This is a genomic window from Geomonas oryzae (assembly GCF_004117875.1).
GTDB classification, from domain to species: Bacteria; Desulfobacterota; Desulfuromonadia; order Geobacterales; family Geobacteraceae; genus Geomonas; species Geomonas oryzae.
The window spans coordinates 13,643-34,259 of the sequence record NZ_RAHW01000004.1; the positions used below are offsets into that span (position 1 = coordinate 13,643).

At 63.1% G+C, this 20,617-nt stretch carries 15 protein-coding genes; 10 read left to right on the forward strand and 5 right to left on the reverse strand.

Going from position 1 to position 20,617, the window contains the following annotated elements:
• The first annotated feature begins 370 nt into the window (after nucleotides 1-370).
• From D6Z24_RS10810 to D6Z24_RS10850, 9 genes are all read left to right on the forward strand, one after another.
• Nucleotides 371-1,639: a hypothetical protein gene (locus D6Z24_RS10810; RefSeq protein ID WP_246014641.1), complete on the forward strand. Its 1,269-nt coding sequence runs from the start codon at nucleotides 371-373 to the stop codon at nucleotides 1,637-1,639.
• Nucleotides 1,629-2,066: a cytochrome C gene (locus D6Z24_RS10815; RefSeq protein WP_198419542.1), complete on the forward strand. Its 438-nt coding sequence runs from the start codon at nucleotides 1,629-1,631 to the stop codon at nucleotides 2,064-2,066. Before D6Z24_RS10810 ends, D6Z24_RS10815 begins: the two co-directional genes overlap by 11 nt.
• Nucleotides 2,054-2,704, forward strand: a complete 651-nt coding sequence (locus tag D6Z24_RS10820) for a hypothetical protein (RefSeq protein ID WP_129126609.1) — start codon at nucleotides 2,054-2,056, stop codon at nucleotides 2,702-2,704. The genes D6Z24_RS10815 and D6Z24_RS10820 overlap by 13 nt, the downstream gene beginning before the upstream one ends.
• A 43-nt stretch (nucleotides 2,705-2,747) precedes the next feature.
• Nucleotides 2,748-4,244: a fibronectin type III domain-containing protein gene (locus tag D6Z24_RS10825; RefSeq protein ID WP_129126610.1), complete on the forward strand. Its 1,497-nt coding sequence runs from the start codon at nucleotides 2,748-2,750 to the stop codon at nucleotides 4,242-4,244.
• Between the two features lie 94 nt (nucleotides 4,245-4,338).
• Nucleotides 4,339-7,446, forward strand: a complete 3,108-nt coding sequence (locus D6Z24_RS10830) for an OmcA/MtrC family decaheme c-type cytochrome (RefSeq protein ID WP_129126611.1) — start codon at nucleotides 4,339-4,341, stop codon at nucleotides 7,444-7,446.
• Between the two features lie 120 nt (nucleotides 7,447-7,566).
• Nucleotides 7,567-8,184 carry a DcrB/PsbP domain-containing protein gene (locus tag D6Z24_RS10835; protein WP_129126612.1) on the forward strand — a complete coding sequence of 206 codons (618 nt, stop codon included), beginning with the start codon at nucleotides 7,567-7,569 and terminating at the stop codon, nucleotides 8,182-8,184.
• Between the two features lie 130 nt (nucleotides 8,185-8,314).
• The gene (locus tag D6Z24_RS10840; RefSeq protein ID WP_407925417.1) at nucleotides 8,315-8,917 is read left to right on the forward strand and encodes a hypothetical protein; all 603 of its coding nucleotides are present in this window, start codon (nucleotides 8,315-8,317) and stop codon (nucleotides 8,915-8,917) included.
• 15 nt (nucleotides 8,918-8,932) lie between these two features.
• On the forward strand, nucleotides 8,933-10,417 hold the full coding sequence (gene glpK / locus D6Z24_RS10845) for a glycerol kinase GlpK (protein WP_129126613.1): 1,485 nt from the start codon (nucleotides 8,933-8,935) through the stop codon (nucleotides 10,415-10,417).
• Between the two features lie 167 nt (nucleotides 10,418-10,584).
• The gene (locus D6Z24_RS10850) at nucleotides 10,585-12,198 is read left to right on the forward strand and encodes a glycerol-3-phosphate dehydrogenase/oxidase (protein WP_129126614.1); all 1,614 of its coding nucleotides are present in this window, start codon (nucleotides 10,585-10,587) and stop codon (nucleotides 12,196-12,198) included.
• Between the two features lie 220 nt (nucleotides 12,199-12,418).
• Here the strand turns inward: D6Z24_RS10850 and D6Z24_RS10855 are convergent, their stop codons facing one another.
• The 4 genes from D6Z24_RS10855 to D6Z24_RS10870 form a co-directional block, all read right to left on the reverse strand.
• Nucleotides 12,419-13,258, reverse strand: coding sequence for a cytochrome C (locus tag D6Z24_RS10855; RefSeq protein WP_129126615.1), 840 nt, complete (start codon nucleotides 13,256-13,258; stop codon nucleotides 12,419-12,421).
• Nucleotides 13,246-13,680 carry a cytochrome C gene (locus D6Z24_RS10860; protein WP_129126616.1) on the reverse strand — a complete coding sequence of 145 codons (435 nt, stop codon included), beginning with the start codon at nucleotides 13,678-13,680 and terminating at the stop codon, nucleotides 13,246-13,248. The genes D6Z24_RS10855 and D6Z24_RS10860 overlap by 13 nt, the downstream gene beginning before the upstream one ends.
• Nucleotides 13,680-14,984: a porin gene (locus tag D6Z24_RS10865; RefSeq protein WP_246014642.1), complete on the reverse strand. Its 1,305-nt coding sequence runs from the start codon at nucleotides 14,982-14,984 to the stop codon at nucleotides 13,680-13,682. Before D6Z24_RS10865 ends, D6Z24_RS10860 begins: the two co-directional genes overlap by 1 nt.
• A gap of 95 nt (nucleotides 14,985-15,079) precedes the next feature.
• Nucleotides 15,080-17,839, reverse strand: coding sequence for an OmcA/MtrC family decaheme c-type cytochrome (locus D6Z24_RS10870; RefSeq protein ID WP_129126617.1), 2,760 nt, complete (start codon nucleotides 17,837-17,839; stop codon nucleotides 15,080-15,082).
• 386 nt (nucleotides 17,840-18,225) lie between these two features.
• Between D6Z24_RS10870 and D6Z24_RS10875 the strand changes: the two genes are divergently transcribed.
• Nucleotides 18,226-18,441, forward strand: coding sequence for a GSU3473 family protein (locus tag D6Z24_RS10875; protein ID WP_129126618.1), 216 nt, complete (start codon nucleotides 18,226-18,228; stop codon nucleotides 18,439-18,441).
• Nucleotides 18,442-18,443: 2 nt separating this feature from the next.
• Here the strand turns inward: D6Z24_RS10875 and D6Z24_RS10880 are convergent, their stop codons facing one another.
• Complete coding sequence (locus D6Z24_RS10880) at nucleotides 18,444-20,564, reverse strand: coiled-coil domain-containing protein (RefSeq protein WP_129126619.1); 2,121 nt, start codon at nucleotides 20,562-20,564, stop codon at nucleotides 18,444-18,446.
• Between the last annotated feature and the right edge of the window lie 53 nt (nucleotides 20,565-20,617).

A 20,617-nucleotide genomic window follows, 5' to 3' on the forward strand; every position in this document is an offset into this window, starting at 1 on the left:
CGATCAAAAATGTTTGCAACCTGGCTTGCACTACGAAAAAGCTGCTGTAACTTTAGCAGTGGTCCCAATTAGTCAAGCACATCCGCTAACATGATTCTAAATTTTTATTAATATAGAATAATGACTGGTGTGTCAGCACGCCTAAGAGTATTCCCAATTATTTCGTTTTTCTTATAAGCAGAAACTTTAAAATTTATGACAGTAATGGATGGCGGCATCTCCGCTTGGAGACCCGGCTCCCTGTCGTTCGTTCACGCAGCAACGGATTACTGGATAACGATTCACACTACGAAAAGGAGGGGATGTCTTGATAAGCCACCAAGAAGAAGGATCAGGACGCGAAAAATGTAGTCTCCTGAGGACTGCGTGGGTGGTGCTGGCGGCGTCTTCGGTGATGCTGGCCCAACCGGTCCTGGCAGCTGACTACACCATCACCGGCAGCTCCAACACCTACCTGCGCATGACCAGGACGATCAGCAAGGACGACCTCTACCCGCTGTACGAGTACCTGCGTTTCTCGGTATCCACGGCAGAGAAGGACGGCAGCTCCGTCTCGCTGCACTTGGGTGCGTGGGGGCGGCTCGACCTCGTCGACAAGTCCAGCGATCACTACACCGACGGGGACCTCCAGTACGGCTTCCTGAGCTACCAGGGTGCGAAAAACAACCTGGTGGTGAACGTGGGACGCCAGTTCGTCACCGAAGGGGTGGCAGCCGAGAGGATCGACGGCCTCTACGCGAGAAGCGATTTCGCCGCCGGCTTCACCGCCGCCGCCTTCGTCGGGCAGCCCGTCGTTACCGACCCGAGCTACAAGGGAGGCGACTACATCTACGGCGGCCGCGTGGCCCAGGGGAAAGCGGGGCTCTACACCATCGGGGTGAGCGCGCTCAGAAACGAGTCCGACGTCGCCCGCGACCGCGAGGAAGAGGGGGTCGACGTCTGGCTTCATCCCGTGAAGCAGGTCGACCTTACCGGCCGTTCCAGCTACAACTCGATCACCTCGGGGTGGATGGAGCATGCCTACACCCTGTCCGTGGCTCCCATCGACCAGGTGACCTTGAGCGCCGACTTCTCGCGGATCAACTACAGTGACTACTTCTACAACGTGACCACCACCGCGTTCGCCCTCAAAAATAACGGCGGCGCGCTCGATCCCAACGAGGAGCTGACCACGTACGGCGCGAGCGCCGCCTGGACCCCCAAAAAGGACCTGACCGTCGCGGCCGAGTACAAAAAGTACGACTACGAGATTCAGGGCTCCGGTGACTACGTGGGCGGCAAGGTGGCCTGGACCGCGCCGGGAGCGCTCTCCCTCGGGGGCTCGGTGCACCGGATGATCGGTGACTCCGAGCGGCTGCGCTATTACGACTACCGCCTTTACGCGCTGAAAAAAGTCGGACACGCCGAACTGGGACTCGACTTCTACAACGTAATCTTCGATCGCCCCATCGACGGCGTGAAGAGCAGCTTCGCCTTGACCGGCATCGCAGGTTACGAGGTCACCGAGAAACTGAAGGTCGGCGGGGACGTCGAGTACTCGCAGAGCCCGGATTTCGACAGGGAGTGGAGGGCGCTCGTGAAGGTCGCTTATGCTTTCGACATGAAAACCGGCGAAAAGGGGGGCAAGAGTGAAAAGTAAACTTCTGATTCTGCTGATGATGCCGCTTATGGCATGTGTTCTCTTTGCCTGTGCCAACACGAACAGCGGCGCGAGGATCCATCCGGAAGCGGTTACGGGAACCCCGAACTGTACCGAGTGCCATACCGACGCCTATGCGGCGATGAACCACCAGGCCGTCGACTTCTTCAAAAAACACAGCATCTTCGCCACCAACGCGAGACGCTCCTGCAATTCCTGCCATGCCGAGTCCTTCTGCAGCGACTGCCATGCGCACAAGGAAGAGTTAAACCCCAACGTCAAGTACTCCGAGGCGGTGGAGCGCACCATGCCGCATCGCGGTGACTACATGAGCCAGCACAGGATCGACGGCAAGATGAATCCTGCCTCGTGCGCCAAGTGCCACGGACGTCAGAACAACGAGAGGTGCGTGACATGCCACAAATAACGACAAAAGTTCTGTCTTTTGCGGTTCTTGGTGCGCTGGCACTGGCCCTGTCGGGGTGCGGGGATGCCAACCCCAAGGCCTCTTTCGATCCGGCGGCAGGAAAGCACCCGGCCAACTGGCTTCCGGCGGGCCACTCCGCGGCCGCCGAGGAGGACGTGAACGGCTGTGCCGAGTGTCACGGCGAAGACCTCAATGGCGGTATCTCGAAGGTCACCTGCTTCGGCACGGCGGGGTGCCACATCGGCGGAACCACGGCGATCCATCCGTTGGGGTGGGGGCAGGTCGCGTACCTGCGTCACCCGGCCTACATCGACGCCAACGGCACCGGTACCTGTGCCACGGCGCTTTGCCACGGCACCGATCTCCTCGGCGTGACCGACAGCGGGCCTTCCTGCCTCAGCTGCCACCAGGGCGGCACGGCGCAGGCACCCACGATCCATCCGTGGGGTGCCGCCGGCGACCCGGACCTCAGCAAGCACGCGACCTGGCTCAAAGCCAACCTGTCCGGCGGCAATTATGATTTCTCGACCTGCAAGAACGCAGTCTGCCATGGGACTGATCTGAGAGGCGCGTGGTTGAGTGGGCCGAGCTGCTACAACTGTCACAACAACGGTCCGCCGACGAGCCCGCTGAACTAGGAACCGGTGGTTCATTTCCCTGATAGCAGAAGGAGAACATAATATGTGCATCCCCTGGAAGAAATACATTGCTGCTGCATTACTGCTCCTCTGTCTGCCGTTGGTCCTCATCGGCTGCGGCGGTGGCGGCGGTGGTGGCGGCGGCGAGACGAGGATCATCTCGGGCGTGGCAGTGAAGGGGCCGATAGCGAACGGACTCGTCTCCGTGTACCGGCTTGCCCTGAACGGGACGCGCGGTGATCTCGTCGGATCGGGAACCACGGCTGTCGACGGCAGCTACGCGGTGAAGATTCCCGCCACGGTCACCGGCCCGGTGGTGGTAACCGTTACCGGGCGCCCCGGCGCCACCTACCTGAGCGAGAGCACCGGCGAAGCCGTGCCGTTCACGACGGCCGATTCCTTCAGCGCCGTGGTGGACAACTTCGACCCGGCCGTTCCCGTCACGGTCAGTCCGCTGACCGACATGGCGTACCAGAAATTGCCGGTGATCCTCGAGCAGAAACCGGGCACCGTCACCACCCAGGTACTGCAAGAATCTGTCGTGGCAGCAAACGCCCAGGTGGGCGATCTCTTCAACGTGACCGACATCCTGGCGCCGCCTGCGGAAAGCACCACCTACCAGGCCGCTCTCGCGGTGATCGATCAGATGATCGTCGATTCGCAGTTGTCCGACACGACCGCCGTAATGTCCGTTCTGAACGACGCCATCGTCGATGTCAACACGAGCGCCCCTGCGTATCAGACCTTCGTCGACGTCTTCACCACCGCGGCAACCCAGGTGGCGGCGGACAACCCGACCCTTGCCACCACGGTGAACAGCATCACGCAGCAGGTCACCACCCCGCCGCCCGAGCCCGACTTCGGCGACGTGACGCCGCCTACCGTGGTCACCGGCCTTTCCGCGACCACCTTTGCCCTCACCTCGTCGACCAGCTCGGTCGTGCTCGTGTGGGAGAATTCCACCGACGCGAACGGCGTGGCCGGCTATGACATCTATCGCAACGGCGTGAAGGTCGGGACCTCGACTTCGAACACCTTCACCGATCAGCCGGTGACCTCCAACGTCACCTACTCCTACACCGTGGTCGCCTTCGACGGCGCCGGCAACATGGCGGCCGCCAGCGCGCCGCTCTCCGTGAAGCCGAACCAGGCATCGCTGAACGTGACCGTGAGCGGTCAGCTCTCGAACGACCTGCTTTCGCAGCTCGATATCATCGCACCCGCCGCGCCGACCGGTCTTGCCGCGGTGACCTCGGCGATCTCCGGCACCAACAGTTCGGTCGCTCTCACCTGGACCGCCGCGACCGACAACGTCGGCGTCACCGGGTACGAGATCTTCAGGGACGGCGTTAAGGTCGGCACCTCGACCTCGACCAGCTTCACCGACCAGTCGGTTACCTCCGCCGTTACCTATTCCTACACGGTGAAGGCCTTCGACAAGGCAGGCAACCGCTCCGCAGCCAGCACAGCACTCGCCGTAACCCCGAACAAGGCGTCTCTCGGGGTGACGGTAAACGGCCAGGTTACCACCGGCCCGTAAAGAACATAGATCTGGAACAAAGGGGGAAAATTCTGGAATCGTTAGCAGTTGACAACGCACTATCCGAGCAGGACACAACAAACAGGAGGAAACTATGATTGGCAGAAACTTAAGGTACCTCGTAGCACTCGTAGTATGCGTGCTGCTGCCTCTCGCAGGCTGCAGCGGAGGGGGGTCCACCACCAAGATCACCAGCAAGGGGACCGAGGTGACCGTCGGCGGCAAGGTCGACGTCTCCAAGGCCACCGCGAAGACCGCGTTCCTGTCAGCTACTTCGGCTACCGCGACGAACCATGTCTTCGTCTATGATGCCCAGGACGGCGCCCAGCTCGGCACCGCCGTCATCGACAGCAACGGGAGCTTCAGCGGGCTCACCTTCACCCTCCCTGCGACCAAGACCGTCCTCGTCTTCAAGGCCGTCGTGGCTCAGGGTACCTTCCGCTCGCTGGTGCCGATCGATCTCAGCAATCCTCCTGCTCCGGGCGTAATCACCGGCGCAAGCCCGATCTCCATCCTGATCAGCCAGCAGTCCACCGACATCGCGAAAACCGTGTCGGCCATGCTCGGCCTTTCCGGTGTACTGGGCGATGCGGGTCAGACCCTCAATTCCGTAGGCAAGACCTACACCGACTGTGCGACCCAGGTAACCAACGCAGGCGGCCAGATCCTCTCCTACACCACCAGCGGCCTCGCCCTGACGGGTACCGTCTCCAACGCCGACATGCTGCCGGCGGCCGATGCCTCCACCCTCACCGTCGACGACCTGAACAACATCCAGCTCAATGGCGCCGTGACCAGCGCCTTCATCCCGGGCAAAAAGCCGATCGTCAACTTCACCGTCACCAACAAGGCAACCGGCAAGGGTATCAAGGGTCTCAGGACCTTCGCCCTCCACGTCGCCAAGCTGGTTCCGGAGACCAACGGCTCCAACTCCTACTGGCAGAACTACATCAGCGCCGGCCTTCCGCTTTCCGCCATCCCGGCCAACGTTCCCAGGGGTAGCAGCACCCCGACTGCTCCGACCGTTCCGGGCACCGACGCTGCCGACCTGTACGTGAACGGCGTGAAAACCCAGAGCGGCTACACCGTCATCGACCACGGCGACGGCAGCTACACCGTCACCTTCGGCGCCGACATCACCGCCAACACCAACGTAGCCTACGACGCGAACGCTACCCACCGTATCGGCATCTCGGTACGCTCCGTAGCGGTTCCGGGCGGCTACGCCGGCCCGATCAACCCGGCAACCAACGCAGTACAGGCCGTGTTCACCACCCCGAACACCACCAACATGTTCTACGACTTCACCCCGGCAACCGGTGCGGTTCTGGTCGACACGAACAACGCGCGTACCTACGCACGCGACATCGTCGCCACCAGCGCATGCGACAGCTGCCACTACAAGCTCGGCCTTGCCGCCGGCAACATGCTCTCCGGCCACACCGGCTCCAGGGTTGACACGAAGCTCTGCGTAATGTGCCACACCAACCAGTTCGACAGCGGCGAAGGCGAGTTCGTCACCTTCATCCACCGCATCCACATGGGCGAAACCTTCAACGAAGCCAACGACACCTGGACCGTTCCGACCGGCGTCCTCGTCACCTACGGCGAGCAGACCTATCCCCAGGATATGAGGAACTGCGTCTTCTGCCACAAAGGCAAAGACGTCAACAACTGGAAGTCCAAACCGACCCGCAAGGCCTGCGGCTCCTGCCACAACGCCTTCGACTTCGCCAACCACCAGGGCGGCCAGACCGATGACTCTTCCTGCGCAGGCTGCCACGCCGGCACCACCTCTACCGTGGAAGTAGCCACCGCCCACCTCGCGGTGCAGGATCCGGACCCGGCTGCTCCTGAGCTTGGCGGCACCAACACCCACACCTATGCCGGCTACCTCCCGGCAGCAGGGATCACCGTTCCGGGCGCTGCAGTCGTCACCTGGGATGTGAAATCCGTAGGCCTCGATTCCAACCGTCACCCGTCCATCACCTTCCGTTTCGTGAAGAACGGTACCCCGGTTGCATTCAACACCTACCAGGCCGGCGTAGTGACCGACATGATGACCGGCTTCACCGGCGCGCCGAGCGTATACTTCGCATACTCGGTACCGCAGGACAACATCCCGTCCGCGACAGTGGCTCCGGCTGACTTCAACGCCTCGGCTAATGCATGGATCAAGGCGGTCTGGAACGGTACCAACACCAATGCGACCATGACCGGACCAGACAGTAACGGCTACTACACCATCGTGATCAACAACCAGACCGTGCCGACCTCGGCGAAGATGCTGACCGGCGGCGTTGGCTACAGCTACGGCAGTGGCAGCACACCTCTGACCCAGACCGACCTCAGCACGCTGACCGTTCCGTCGTCGCTGAAGACCAAGTGGGCCTACAACGCCACCACCAACGTGGGCGGCCTCATCGTGGTGACTCCTAACGTCTGGAAAACCGCAACCGGCTTTACCGCACGCCGCACCATCGTTGCCAACGCGAAGTGCAACGCCTGCCATGCCGCACTCGGCATCGCACCGACCTTCCACTCCGGCCAGAGGAACGATGCACCGACCTGCACGTTCTGCCATACCGTGAACAAGACCAACACGGGTTGGGCAATCAACGCGAAGGATGCGATCCACTCGATCCATGCGGCCGCTAAACGTACCAACAAGTTCTCCTGGGAGGCAACTGCAGGAGACAAGTACTGGAACACCACCTATCCTGGCTACCTGCAGGATTGCGAGCAGTGCCACGTAGCCGGCACCTATGACTTCAGCGCAACCGCATCCGCCGCTGCCGTCACCAGCCTGCTGCCGAGCACCGCGGCAAACGGCACCATCAACGCCGCGGCCTACTCGATAGTCAGCGGTACAGAGAACGTTCTCTCCACCGACTTCGTCAAGTCGCCGTTCGTCACTGCAGGCGCCTCCTACGGTGCCGCCTTCAGCTACAACGGCAATACCGGCGTGACCACCCCTGCCGCCGACACCACGCTGATCATCTCGCCGATCACCGCGGCCTGCTTCTCCTGCCACGACACCACCCAGGCGCAGGCGCACATGAAGCAGTTCGGTGGTGCTATCTACGAAGCGCGCAGCACGGCGCTCCTCAAGTCCGAGACCTGCCTCGTCTGCCACGGTACCGCTTCCAACGTGCTGAACGAAAGGGTCCCGACCATCAAGGCAGTACACCGCTGGTGGTAAAATGATGCATTCCGTAAGGGGGAAGGTCAGCCTTCCCCCCGACGGGGCATCAAGATAATCCGCAACACGATAACCCGAGGGTGGCGACGCCCTCGGGCTATTTTCTATCCAGGAGATGCCATGAGAGAAGTAGTTCGGCTGATTGTTCTTTGCGTATTGGTAGCGGCGTTGGCAGCATGCAATGGGAAACCGGTTGATCAGCCATCGAAAAAAGGGGACGCGAAGGTTTCCGCTGAGGATAGCGCCGCCAACCAGCAACTTGCCGCCGCCTTTCTGGACGGCGTGAAGTCAGGCGACAAGGCCAAGATGCAAAAGGCGGCAAACCTTACCCCGGAAGAGATCAAGTCGTGTCTGGACAAGCTCGTCCACATCAAGCAGAACAAGATGACGGACGCCCAGCGTGCGGAATGCGAGAGCGTGCTGAAGATCTCCGGAGACATCGAGTTCTTCGCCGACAAGCTGCGCAAGGTGCTCCCCGCGTCCGCCACGATAAAAATCACCGGAACCAGCCAGGAGCTGACGCCGGTCAAACACCTGGTGCACACCGTCAGCGTGACCTATACCAAGGCGGAGGATGCCATCAAGGACAAGACCGGGAAGACGGTCAAGGAACTGAAACTCCCCCTGCTGCAGGTGGATCACCCGTTCCAGGCAAAGCAGGTTCACGAATTCGCCTTTTCCAGCGAGGTGTTCGAGAAGATAGCGAACAGGGACTTCGAAGTCGTTTCCTACTTCTGACACGCCCACTTATCGAGCTGGCAAAGGAACAGATTGCAAGCAAAAGCCCCGACCGGTTCGGGGCTTTTTTGTTGCCGACGCAGGAGCAAATAGAGAGCATCTCCTCATCTTTTTTGCTACACTGTCGCACATGAGAGTCTTGAGGCTTGTCAGCGTACTACTATGCCTGATGGTGACATCTGCCGGTGCCGAGGATCTCGGTACACCCAGCCTCTCTCCTCCCATTACCGCCTTGCCTCGCCCCAAAAGCGACGATACGGCGCGTTTCTTCAAGACCGACCACTTCCTCACCAGCGCCGGCATGAGTTTCTCGGCCGCGCCGGAGCTGACGCTCGAACCAGAGCTTGGCATAAGCTATCGCGGCGCCGGACAGGAGCTGCACGGCGGCATCGAACAGTCGATGCACCGGCTGCACGCCCAGGCCGGCTGGCGCCTGTCGCTTTCGCAGGCGCTTTATTTCTCGGCCGGGGCGAAGTTCTCCATGCTTTCCGTGGAAACCCGGGGACTCACCGCAGGCGAGGAATTCGGCATCCGTCCCGAGTCGGGCTACCGCAACGTCTACGAGTTCACCCCAAACCGCACACCGAGGTGGACCGGCGAGCTCGGCCTGCACCTCACCCCGCGCACCGACCTCATGCTTTACTACGACCAGGAGCCGGTCACCGGTTGGTCCTACAGCGGCCAGCACCAGGAGGATCGACTCGGCACCAGGTTCATCTTCAGGTTCAAATAGGGAAAAGGAGGACGCGTGGCATACCTGATTTCCATCGACCAGGGGACCACCAGCAGCCGGGCGACGCTGTACGGAGCGCAAGGAGAGGCGCTCTTCACCGCATCGGCCCCGCTCACCCAGCACTACCCGGAGCCCGGCTGGGTCGAGCATGACCCGGAGGAGATCCTTGAGGGGCAGCTATCCTGTCTGCGCGAGGTACTCGCCTACGCCGCGGAGCGTGGCGCTTTCATCGCCGGGATCGGCATAACGAACCAGCGCGAGACGACGCTCATCTGGGAGCGCGCGACCGGGCGCCCCCTGCACCGGGCCATCGTCTGGCAGGACCGCAGGACGGCGGATGTCACGCAGCGTATGAAGGGGGAGGGGCTGGAAGGTGAGGTCAGGGAGCGGACCGGCCTTCTCCTCGACCCGTACTTCTCCGCGACGAAGATCGCCTGGATCCTGGACGAGGCGGGGCTCAGGGAGCGCGCCGCGCGCGGCGAGATCTGCTTCGGCACCGTCGACTCATGGCTCATCTACCGCTTGACCGGCGGCAAAAGCCACGTGACCGACATCACCAACGCAAGCCGCACCATGCTCTTCAACATCAAGACGCTTCAGTGGGACGACGAGCTCTTGAGGATCTTCGGCGTGCCGCGCGCCATCCTCCCCGAGGTGCGCATGAGTGCGGGGAGTTTCGGGGAGACCTCCGCCGAACTCCTTGAGTGCCGCATCCCGATCACCGGCGCGGCCGGGGACCAGCAGGCGGCGCTCTTCGGCCAGGCCTGCTTCGCACCCGGTATGGCCAAGGCGACCTTCGGCACCGGCGCCTTCGTGGTGATGAACTGCGGCGAGCGACCGGGAAGCGGCGAGGGGGTGCTCTCCACCATCGCCTGGCAGTTGCCGGGGGAGGCGGTGCAGTACGCCCTTGAAGGGTCGATCTTCATCGCCGGCGCCGCGGTGCAATGGCTCGAAGAGGGGCTCGGTTTGATCGGGGGAGCCGCCGAGGTCGAGGGGCTTGCCGGAAGCGTCGCCGACAGCGGCGGGGTCTACTTCGTCCCGGCCCTGTCGGGGCTCGGCACCCCCTACTGGGACCCGTACGCAAGAGGTGTCATCGCCGGGCTCACCAGGGGGAGCGGCAAGGCGCATCTGGCCCGCGCCGCCCTCGACGCGATCGCCTTCCAGACCGTCGACGCGATCCGCGCCATGGAACGCGCGGGGGGGATTCCCCTCAGCGAACTGCGGGTGGACGGCGGAGCGACCCGCAACAACCTCCTGCTGGAGATCCAGGCGGGTCTTCTCGGCGTCCCGGTGCTGAGGCCGCGCTGCACCGAGAGTACCTCGCTTGGGGCCGCGTTTCTCGCCGGGCTCGGCGCGGGCGTCCTCGACAAGGAGCGCATCGGGAAGAGCTGGAGTCTCGACCGGAGCTTCGAGCCCTCCCTTTTGCCGGAGCGGCGCGCGGAAATGTACCGGGGATGGCAAAAATGCGTGCAACTCTCGCTCGGTTGGGCTAAAGAGTAAAGGCGGCTCGGGCTCCGGAGGCCAGGAGCCCCCTCTCCCTCCGGGAGAGGGACGGGGTGAGGGCGCTGCGATGGGCGATGCGTCGCTTCGTGGCGATGCCCTCACCCGGCCTTCGGCCACCCTCTCCCGGGGGGAGAGGGGATGCCTTGCAATCTTTGGAGGATTTTGTGACGGACAGGAACGCGAATCTTGATCTACTGAAAAGCGGGCGGACCTTCGACATGCTGGTGATCGGCGGAGGCGCTACCGGCTGCGGCATCGCCGTCGATGCGGCCAACCGCGGCCTCTCGGTCGCCCTCGTCGACCGGGGCGACTTCGGCGGCGGTACGAGCGGCAAGAGCACCAAACTGCTCCATGGCGGTGTCCGCTATCTGGAATCGGCGGTCATGCACATGGACCGGGTGCAGTTCAACCTGGTGCGCGACGGGCTGCACGAACGCACGGTCCTTTTGAGGATCGCCCCGCACCTTTGCCATCGCCTCACCCTGGTGACGCCGCTGTACAGCCTGGGACAGGTCCCCTACGTCTGGTCCGGGCTGAAGCTCTACGATCTTCTCGCCGGCGACGCGGGGCTTGGGCACAGCCGTTTCGTTTCCCGCGGGGAGATGCTGCGGCGCTTCCCGATGATCCGGGAGGAAAGGCTCAAGGGGGGGGTGCAGTACTACGACGGGCAGTTCAACGACGTGCGCATGAACATAGCCCTCGCCAGGACCGCGGCCAGGGAGGGGGCGGTTATCTGCAACTACGTGGAGGCGGCCGGACTGGTCCGGGAGAAGGGGAGGGTGGCCGGGGCGGTCGTGCGCGATCCTCTGTTAGGGACTTCCTGGCAGATCCGCGCCCGCTGCGTGATCAACGCCTGCGGCTCCTCCGCCGACATGGTGCGCCGCATGGATGACCCGACCGCCGCCTCGCTGCTCAGGGTGAGCCGCGGCATCCACATCGTGCTTCCCGGGCGTTTTGCGCCCATGGAGGCGGGGGTGATGATCCCGAAGACGGACGACGGCCGCGTCCTCTTCATCCTCCCCTGGGAGGGGGCGTGTCTCGTCGGCACCACCGAGGAACCGGCCGATGCCGACGAACTGCCGCTTGCGCGGGAAAAGGACGTGGAGTACCTGCTGCGCCACTTAAGGCGCTACTTCAACCTCGGGGCGAAGAGCCAGGACATCACGGCCTCGTGGGCCGGGCTCAGGCCTTTGGTGCACGATCCCTTCACCGCCGACACCGCCGAGCTCGCCCGTGACCATGTCATCAGTTGCTCTCCCACCGGCCTCATCACCATAGTCGGCGGCAAGTGGACCACCTACCGGAAGATGGCGCTGGACACGGTGGACTACGTGGTGAAAAACGTGGGGCTTGCCGCCACCGGGCCGTGTCGTACCGACCGCCTCGTGCTCGACGGCGGGGAGAACTTCAGGGACGGGAGCGCGGTGGAGCTTGCCCGCAACTTCGATCTCGACCCGGACGTGGCCCTGCACCTGCACCGCTCCTACGGCGACCATGCCCTCGAGGTGGCGCGGCTTTGTAAGGGGGGGCTGGGCGAGAGGCTCGCTCCGGGGCATCCGTACCTGAAGGGGGAGGTCATTTACGCGGTGCGCTGCGAGATGGCGCTTACCGTGCTCGATTTCGTCGAGCGGCGTGTTCCGCTCGCTCTCCTGGACCGTGCGGGGGCACGCTCCGCCGCAGCCGCCGTGCACGAGCTGATGGCGTCCGAGCTCGGCTGGGACAGGGGGCGGCAGGCAAAGGAGCGCGAAGAGGTGCATGAGCGGTTGGGGGACAATTGACGCCTTGGTAACGCATACCCTCTCCCTCCGGGAGAGGGTGCCCGAAGGGCGGGTGAGGGCGCTGCCTCGAAGTGAGTAGTTGCATCTGCCGACGCCCTCACCCTGGCCCTCTCCCGGAGAGAGAGGGGACGTGGACGTAGGATCGCCGTAATCAGGAAAGTGAAAAAAGAGGGGGGCGCTGCGACGGCAGGCCCCCCTTTGTTCTTTCCGGTACGACTTTTTAGAAGTGGCACGCCGCGCAGAGGCGTCCGGTGTTGGTGACCACGACCTGTGTCCTCGCAGTGGTGAATCCGGTGAAGGCCGGGCCGTAGCTCTGGTAGTTCGGCGTCGTCGGGGTGGTGCCGGTGATCCGGGTACTGCCGATGCCGACGGATATGGTCGGCGGACTCCCGGTGCCGTGGCAGACCGGGATGGAGCACTCCGCCGCGCCGTAGGTCTGCACGTAAGAGCCGTGGGCGGGGAGGATGGTCGGCGCGATGCCGGGGGCAGTGGTAAGCCTTGCCGGGAACCAGCTTAACGGGTGGAAGGAGAAGGCGTTACCCGCGTGGCAGCTGGAATCGACGACGCCCGGCTGGTCGTCGAAACAGGAAGGGCCGGAGCCGCGGACGCCCCGGTAGTCGGCGCCGTGGCAGAACACGTTGGCGCATCCGGCCGTCGCGGTTTTCGCATGGGAGGTAAAGATGGTGCCGAGCGCGCCGGGGACGAGGTCGGCTGAGGGTACCCCGGAGGCGATGACGCGGCTTCTTATCCACGCGCCATGTCGCGCGTAGTCATATCCGTCCCATTCAAGGGGATGAACATCCGTCTCGTTGCCGAGGTGGCACTGCGTGCAGGCTACCTTGGAGATCCCCCCCTTGAAGTCCGTGCCGTGGCAGGGCGTGCAATCCTGCAGGCGGCCGATGGCGGCCACGGCGTGGCGGGCGGGGAGCCAGTCGTCGGGATGTTCACCCTTGTCCGGGTCGAAACTTGCGTGTTTGTTGGTGTCCCCACAGCCGGCAAGCGACAGCAGCAGGCACCAAAGCATCACGGTAGCTCGGGCTGGTCTGGTTACTTGTGGCATGATTTGCACCTCTCGTTGTTTTGCCGTCCGTGGCACTTAAGGCAGGAGGCCGGGGTGATACGCCCCTCGATCCTGTGCCGGCTCAGGTAGTCCCCCCGGTGCGGGAGCGCCAGTTCGGGCCTTTCCTTGTACTTGTCGCTCGGGAGGATCTCTTCCTTGTGCGCGTGGCATTCGACGCAGAAGGATTCCTTGTGGCAGGCGCTGCAGGCCTCCCGCTGCTGGGCGGCGTAGAATTTGTGCTTCAGATAAAAATCCTGTGCCTGGTGATTCAGCGCCGCCCACTGATCGGTGTGGCACTCGGCGCACCTGGGAAGCCCCTTGACCTCCTCCGGATGCACGCGGGCGACGCTGGTCGTGTTGGCGCAGGCGTAGAGCAGGGAGAGCATCAGGGGCATCAGGGCGATGAAGGCTGTCTTTTTCACTATTTCCCCTCCTTTCCGATGCCGAAGGCGTAGGTGACTTTCACCAGTCCGCGCAGTTCGTTGTCGAAATCGGCGCTCCGGATGTAGTCGAGGTCGGCGGCCACCCTGAGGTTCGGCGTGAGATCATATCCGGCCGCACCGGCCAGGGAAAAAGTGTTCTCCCTGCCGTTGATGCTCCTGTCGAAGTCGACGTCGAAGAAATCCAGGGCGACGTCGACGGGGCCGAACTTTTGTGCCGCCCATACGCGGTACTGGTTGTAGCGCAGACGGTTGGTGGAGCCGTCCATCCGGTGGTAGGAGACCCCGGCGGCAAGCCCTCCTGCGGTGCCGAAGCTGCCGGTCGCCCCGTAGTAATCGGCGTTGCCGGCGATGTCGTACTCGTAGTGGTTGTACTCGGCGGAAACGGCGATGCTCTTGGTGGCGCTGTAGCCGATGCTTCCGCCTGCGTTCCACATCTCCTCGCCGGGAAGGATGATGCCGTTGGTGAGGCTCAGTGCGCTCGTGGTGACGTGGTAGAAGTAGTCGTCGTAGTGCACGTTCTGCAGCGAGGCGCTGCAGCGCAAGGAGTCCGTAGGCGTGACGCTGGCGGTATAGGAGTGTTCCATCCACCCGTCGCTGAGCGAGTTGTAGGTCGATCGGCCGCTTATGTCGACCATGGCGATGGGATGCAGCCACAGGTCGATCCCTTCCTCCTCGCGCACGGCGTCCGGGCTCGCCTCGTCCCTCAGGGCGCTCACGCCGATCGTGTAGTACATGGGGACGGAGTGGGCGAGCCGCCCGCCGTAAATGAGATCTCCGTCGTTGAAGTTTGGTTGCGTCACCACGGGCGAGCCGACAAAGGCGGCGGCGGTGAACCCTGCGGCCAGGTCGCTGCGCAGGGAGAGGCCGTCGATCCGCTCGGTGGCCACACCTTCGACGACCCACTGACGCCCCGCGTCCACCCGGAAGTTGTTGCGGTTCGCGCGGTAGCTTAAAAAGCCGTACTGGATGTCCCCCTCCTCGCGGTGCTCGAAGCTGCGATCGCCCAGATCGACCCTCCCCCAGCCGCCGATCTCCAGTGAGATGGCGCCGTTTTTCGTGGTGTCGCTTGCGGAGAGGTGCAGGTATTCGTAAAGCGGGAAGAGGTTTTCGTCGTCCATCCCCTCCCTCATGCGCAGGATGGTGGTCGAGTTCCCCGAGATCGAGGTTGCGCTCGCGGCCTGGTGGAGAAGGAGCACCAGGAAGCAGGACAAAAGCACGGTCCGCATGGGCTTTGAGGCAAAGGGAGGCGGATCTCCCGTCTTTTTCGCGGTTTTAATTTTCAAGACATTTCCTCCTTTCTTGATGCTGTCTCAGGTTGCCGTGGGGAAATGCAAAGTGGAAAAAGCCGGGGGCGCAAAGCCCCCGGCCGGTCGTGCTGCTACCAGTTCAACATCTTCTTGATGAGAGCTTTGGTCGCACTCGTGGTCGTGGTCGTCGGGGTGACGGAAACCACCGCCGGGCGGTTCGCCGCGTGCATGGTGATGACGTCGGCCACTTTCCCTTGGCCGTGGCAGAGCACGCATTGCTCGGTCAGCGACGGCAGGTCCGTGCGGAGGGTACCCATGTCGGTGTAGGACGGGCCGTTGAGAGCCGCGCCCAGCTGCGCCCCGTTGGCCTGCATGTGGGCCTTGGCGAGCGGGGTGTCGTGGCAGCTCACGCAGGCCGCGGTGATCGGCGCCACCACCAGGTCCTCGGGGTTCGGGACCGTGGCGCGTGCCGCCGTGAGGGTCGCCGTCGTCGGGGTCGCTATCGAGGTCGCACTGCGGGTTACCTGGGTCGACGGGAGCGCCCTCGGGACGAGCGCACTCACCACATCAGGGGTGTAGCTCTGCTGGCTTACGTGGCAGGCCTCGCAGTTGCCCAGCATGTTCGGGAAGGTGATCTCCTCACCGGCGATGAGCGTGATGCCGGTGCTCGGGCCGTTGCGGACGTCGCGGATCGGATCGGTGCGGGTGGCACCGGCATGGATGCCGTGGATCAGGTCCTTGAAGTTGTTGGAGAACTCGGGGAAGGTGAGCGCGTACCCGGCGGTAGTTTTGTTGAAGGCCGGATCCCAGGTGGTCAGGATGCCGAGCTGGACCGGCGTGAAGTTGAAGCCGGAGAGCTTGGTATTGCTGATGGTGCGCCCCGAGGTGGTCAGGTTCGGGTTGTGGCAGGTCACGCAGACCTGGGTCTGGTAGACGCGCTGCCCGCCGTGGGCTTCGAAGAACTCGTGGCAGTTCCTGCACTTGTCAGGATCGACTACGGTGCGGCGCACGGCGTCGCCGGTGACGGGAACGATCACCGCTTTAGTGTGGCGCCCGGCGATCGAGCTGTCGAATCCGGTCTGGCTGAAGTAGCTTTGCATCGCGACGGCGCGCATCTTGGCGCCGACCGGGAAGGCGGAGGCGGCGTTGATGGTCGCCGTGTAGTAACCGCTGCCGTCCGGACCGGTTATGCTGCCTGTCGCGGCGTTGTTCGTGTTGAGCAGGGTTGCGATGGAGATCGCATCAGGCTGCGCCGCGACCTTCCCCAGGTTGTTGTAGTCGGCCGGGATCGCCGTGCCGGTCTCGAGCTGCGGCATGGCGTAGGCCAGAAGGAAGCTCGGACTGCCTGTGAAGCCCGGGAGTGCCGCGGTAAGGCCTGCCGCCGGGGTTGCCAGGGTGATCGGCGTGTTGGTGGCTTGGTTCAGGATGCGGAACTTGATGGTGAGGTTGTTGCTCGCATCGACGGAGGCACCGGCCAGGTCGTAGGTGAAGCTCGTGAGGCCTGCCGGCGCTTCGGGGTTGAGCGGAGTCACGATGGCCTGCGCGTGCGATTCGGTGATCGCGGTCGGGGTGTGGCAGGCGTTGCAGCTTGCATCGTTCAACTGCACCGGATGCGTGATCGTGGTGGCCCCCTCGGTGATGGTGCCGGTGGAGAAATGGACGTTGTCATGGCAGGCACCGCAGGCTTTCCTGCTCGGCATGGTGCGCCAGTTGTTGCCCTGCGGCGTCACCGCCTGCTCCTTCGCCGTGTCGGCGCGGTGGCACTTGCGGCAAAGTGCGGCGCTTTGCGGGTAGGCGACCTCGTTGAAGTGCACCCCTGCATAGCTGTAGCCGGTCAGGGTGAGGTTGCTCCCCATGTGGATCTTGTGGACCATGGTCACGAACTCGCCCAAGATCTGGGCCTCGTCCGTGGAGGGGTCGGCGGTGCTCACGTCCGCGGTCACGTAGGTGTTGCCGGTGAAGGCGCCGCTCGTCGCGGTCGAGATCGCCCTTCCGTAGGCGCGCTGGCTCGTATGGCAGATCGCGCAGTAGCGCGTGTCGACCCGGTCGAGGTGGGGCGTGGTGACGCCCAAGCCCCAGCCCTGCTCGTTGAGGTTGTTCGGGTCGCCCGGGTTGCCGTGGCACTCGTTGCAGTACTTGGTGAGCACGATGTTGCGCTGCGCCGCGTTGGAGGTCGACGAGGTCACGCGGGTCCCGGTGGCCGGAACGAAGTCGTAGACGAGGTTGATGGCGTTCTTGTACGCGACGGCCGGGCTCGTGCCGGGGATGTTGCCGCCGTAGGCCACCACGAGGCGGTGCGTCTTCGTCGGATCGTAGGTGAGATCGCCAAGATCGTTTCTGCGGTTGTTGCCGGTGAAGGTCATGGCGTTGACCTGGCCCTGGATCAGCTTTATGTCGCGGGCGAAGGTGTAGCGGTATTTGCCGTTGCCCAGGTATTCGAGCTTCCCTTCACGGTCCGACGTCGGCCTGGAGGCGGCTACGGCGGCACCGCCGGTAGGGACGGTGGTCACGATATAGTTCACCCAGTGCGAAGGCGTGCCGTTTGATGCGGGTATCAGTTTTGCGAGCGAGAAACCGAGGTTGTTGAGCCGCCCCGAGGTATCCCTGCTCCCGATCCCTTCGACGGCCTGGCCGCTGGTCGTTTTCAAGGTGAAGGTGACTACGGGCGGGCTTTGGATGGTGACGCTGTCGACCGTGCTGGAATTCTGGTCGAAGGTGATGTTTGCCAGTTGATCGGTGGTGGCGGTGCTCAGGTTGGTAAAGGCGCCGCCGGGTGCACCGGGCTCCCCCTTGGGACCCCTGTCCCCTTCGCAGCCGCCCAGGAAAAGTGCGGCTGCAGCGGTTGAGGCAATCAAAAATGACGAGAATCTCCCTAAAACGTTGCGTTGCATAATTCCTCCTTGTCTCGGGTCTGGCCTGCATAACCGGATCAGAGCGTTACGTGAGAGCGGGGAGGGGTGACTTATGAGCTGTCGTAGGCCGTCACGTTCATGTGAGCACCTCCTCAGTTTTATTAGTGATTTCAAACACAGTGAAGAAACTTAGCAGTTGTTCATGAAATGGCAAGCGGTTGGAGGCGGTTTTTTGGGAGGTCGAAAGGGGGTGACGAACCGAGGGATGTCGGCCGTTATCGGGTCCGGCGATGGGGCGTATCGTCGAGGGCGATGTCTTGTTGAATAGATAGCCGGAGTAGGCTAGAATGACACTGGTCGATGAGAATGATTCATGAGGAAGGAGGCGGGAAGAGTTTCACCAGGAACAAAGGAGCGTGTTAGAGATGGGAATTACGGTGATTTTTGAAAACGGCGAAGAGAAGAATGTCCCTTCTTATATGCTGGACTACCTGATCAGGGAGAGGAAGATCGTCGCCTTTTTGAGATCTTCGGGGTGGGTGGAAATCGGGCGTGATCCGATCAGAAAATCGCAGCAACCTCTTACCAGATCCGGGGAGAGGTGGAGCGACTTCCTGTTCAAGAGAAGCCAGCAGTCCTAGCTTCAGGCAGGTCCTACCAAATGCAAGGCCGGGCATCGCTTGAGACGCTCCATCTTCTTCGCAGCCGAGCCCTCAAGCGAGACCGGCTCCATCATCAAGCCGACCTCTTCGGCAAAACTGATAGCCCCCCTCACCGTCCTCGCATAGGAATCGTCGTCTTGCGGCTGCTCTTCAGGGAGGTAGACCCGGGTCCGCTTGCTCTGCGTTCCGTAGATCGCCGCAAAGACTTCTTTCTTCTCCCCTTTGCGCAAACAGCAGATATACCCCTGGCAGCTTTCCTGACCTCCGGTTCCTTCCGGCGACAGGTAGGCGTTGTTGATCGAGTGATGCAGTTCCAGCACGTCCTCCGTACTTTGCACCTCGACGGCCGAGAGGCTGCTTTCCAGTATGAACAGGATCGGCGCTCCGTCGTCCGCCCCGAAGTTGAAGCCGCCCCCAAGGTCCCCCAAGGGGACGAAGAAAGGCGCCTCCTGGCCGGACGGCGGGAATGCGGCGTCGGCGTCGGCATCGGCATCGGCTGAGGCTGAGGCTGAGGCTGAGGCGCCGCTTGAGGGGGGCGGTGCGGACCAGTCGTGCTCCTGCTGCTGCGGGACGTTGAATTCCTCGAAGCGCGGCACCTCGCCGAAGGCCGGATTCGGGGGGAGGGGGAGAGGAGACTGCCGTGCCCCGTCGTCCTTTTGCTGTACCTTGGGGGACTCGAGGTGCGGCCGGTAGGGCCAGTCTTCGGCGGGACTTTTCTCCAGCTGCGGTGCCGCCGCCGGCAAAAGGGGCTGATCGCGTTCGACCCGGACCTGCTCCAGTTCCCGGCGCAGATCGGCCAGTTCGCGGCGCAGATCCGCGAGTTCCGCTTCGGCGCTGCCGAGCTTTTCATCCGAGGCCGTGGCGCGTCGCAGGGCGTCGTCCCTTTCTTCTCCGATCCGCCGGAGTTCTCCGTGCAGGTCCTCCGGCTCGCTCTCGGCGGGCGCTTTCTGCTCCTCCAGCTTCGCGACACGGTTTTGTGCGGCATCCTGCGCCGCTTTCGCCTCGGAAAGGTGACGGCGCAGTTCGGCAAGCTCCTGCTCCTGGCGCTCCTTCTCCTTGGTCACCTCGGCCAACCGCTGCGAAGCTTCCTCCCTCTCCCGCCTCAGCCGCTCCAGCTCCCGGTGCGCCTCTTCCAGCTTCGCGGCCGTCTCTCGCTGCACCTCCCCCGCTTTTCGCTCCGACTCGAGTGCCGCATCACGCTCTTTTGCAAGCAGTGAGAGATCCTGTCTCGCCTGGGCCAGGTTCTCCACCATGGCCTCGTGCTCCTGCTCCGTACCGGCGTGCTGTCGCGTGAGTTCGTCGAGCCGCGTCGCCAGACCGGCGGCCTCGTCGAGGGCCCGAGCGGTCTGGGCCTCCTTTACGCGCAGCTCCTCCTCTGCCTTTCTTGCTTGACCGAGGATTGCCTCCTTCTCGGCGGTCAGGGCGGCGCATGCCTTCATTGCCGAGGACAGTTCTTCCGCGACCTGCTTGCGTTGGAGGGAGAGTTGTTGCAACTGGGTGTTAAGGGCGTCGCGCTCCGCTAGAAGGGCCTTGTGCGCCTTGCCCGCCTCGGTCTTCGACTGATTGACCGGCTCCGATGCTTCCGGTCGGGATGCCGGTGGTGCCGGGATGGTAGGAGAAAGGAGCGAGGAGGGGGCAGCTGTGGAGTCCTTTGCCGAGGCCTTCTGGGCGATAGGAAGGGTGGGCGCTCCGGCCAGCCCCTGTTTCAAGGCGGATGTCCCCTTGGCCCCGGGGAGGCGCAGGATTTTCGAGTTGCGCACGACTACCTCGCGCATGGCGGGACTGTAGCTCATGTCCACGCGCTCGGGGGAAAAACCCATGGCCCTGGCACACTCCAGTGCCTCATCCAGGTCACCGGAGTACTCGGCTTCACTTGTTCCCTTGCCGGGAGCGGTATAGACGAAGATCTTGCGGTCGTTGACGACGAAGGTGAGATAGACCTTTACCAGCGTCTTCTTCCTGATGGCGCACACGTGCGCCTCCATCGATTCGGGGCGGGAACCGGGCGAGGAACTTTGGGTGACGGGTGCGGAGCGAAAGAGGTCGAGAACCTCGGATTCCGCGACTTCGATACAGCCGATGGTGCTATCCAGTGCCAGCATGAGACCTCCAGTACCCGTTTGAATGAATCGGTTACCGAATAAAAAAACCGCGT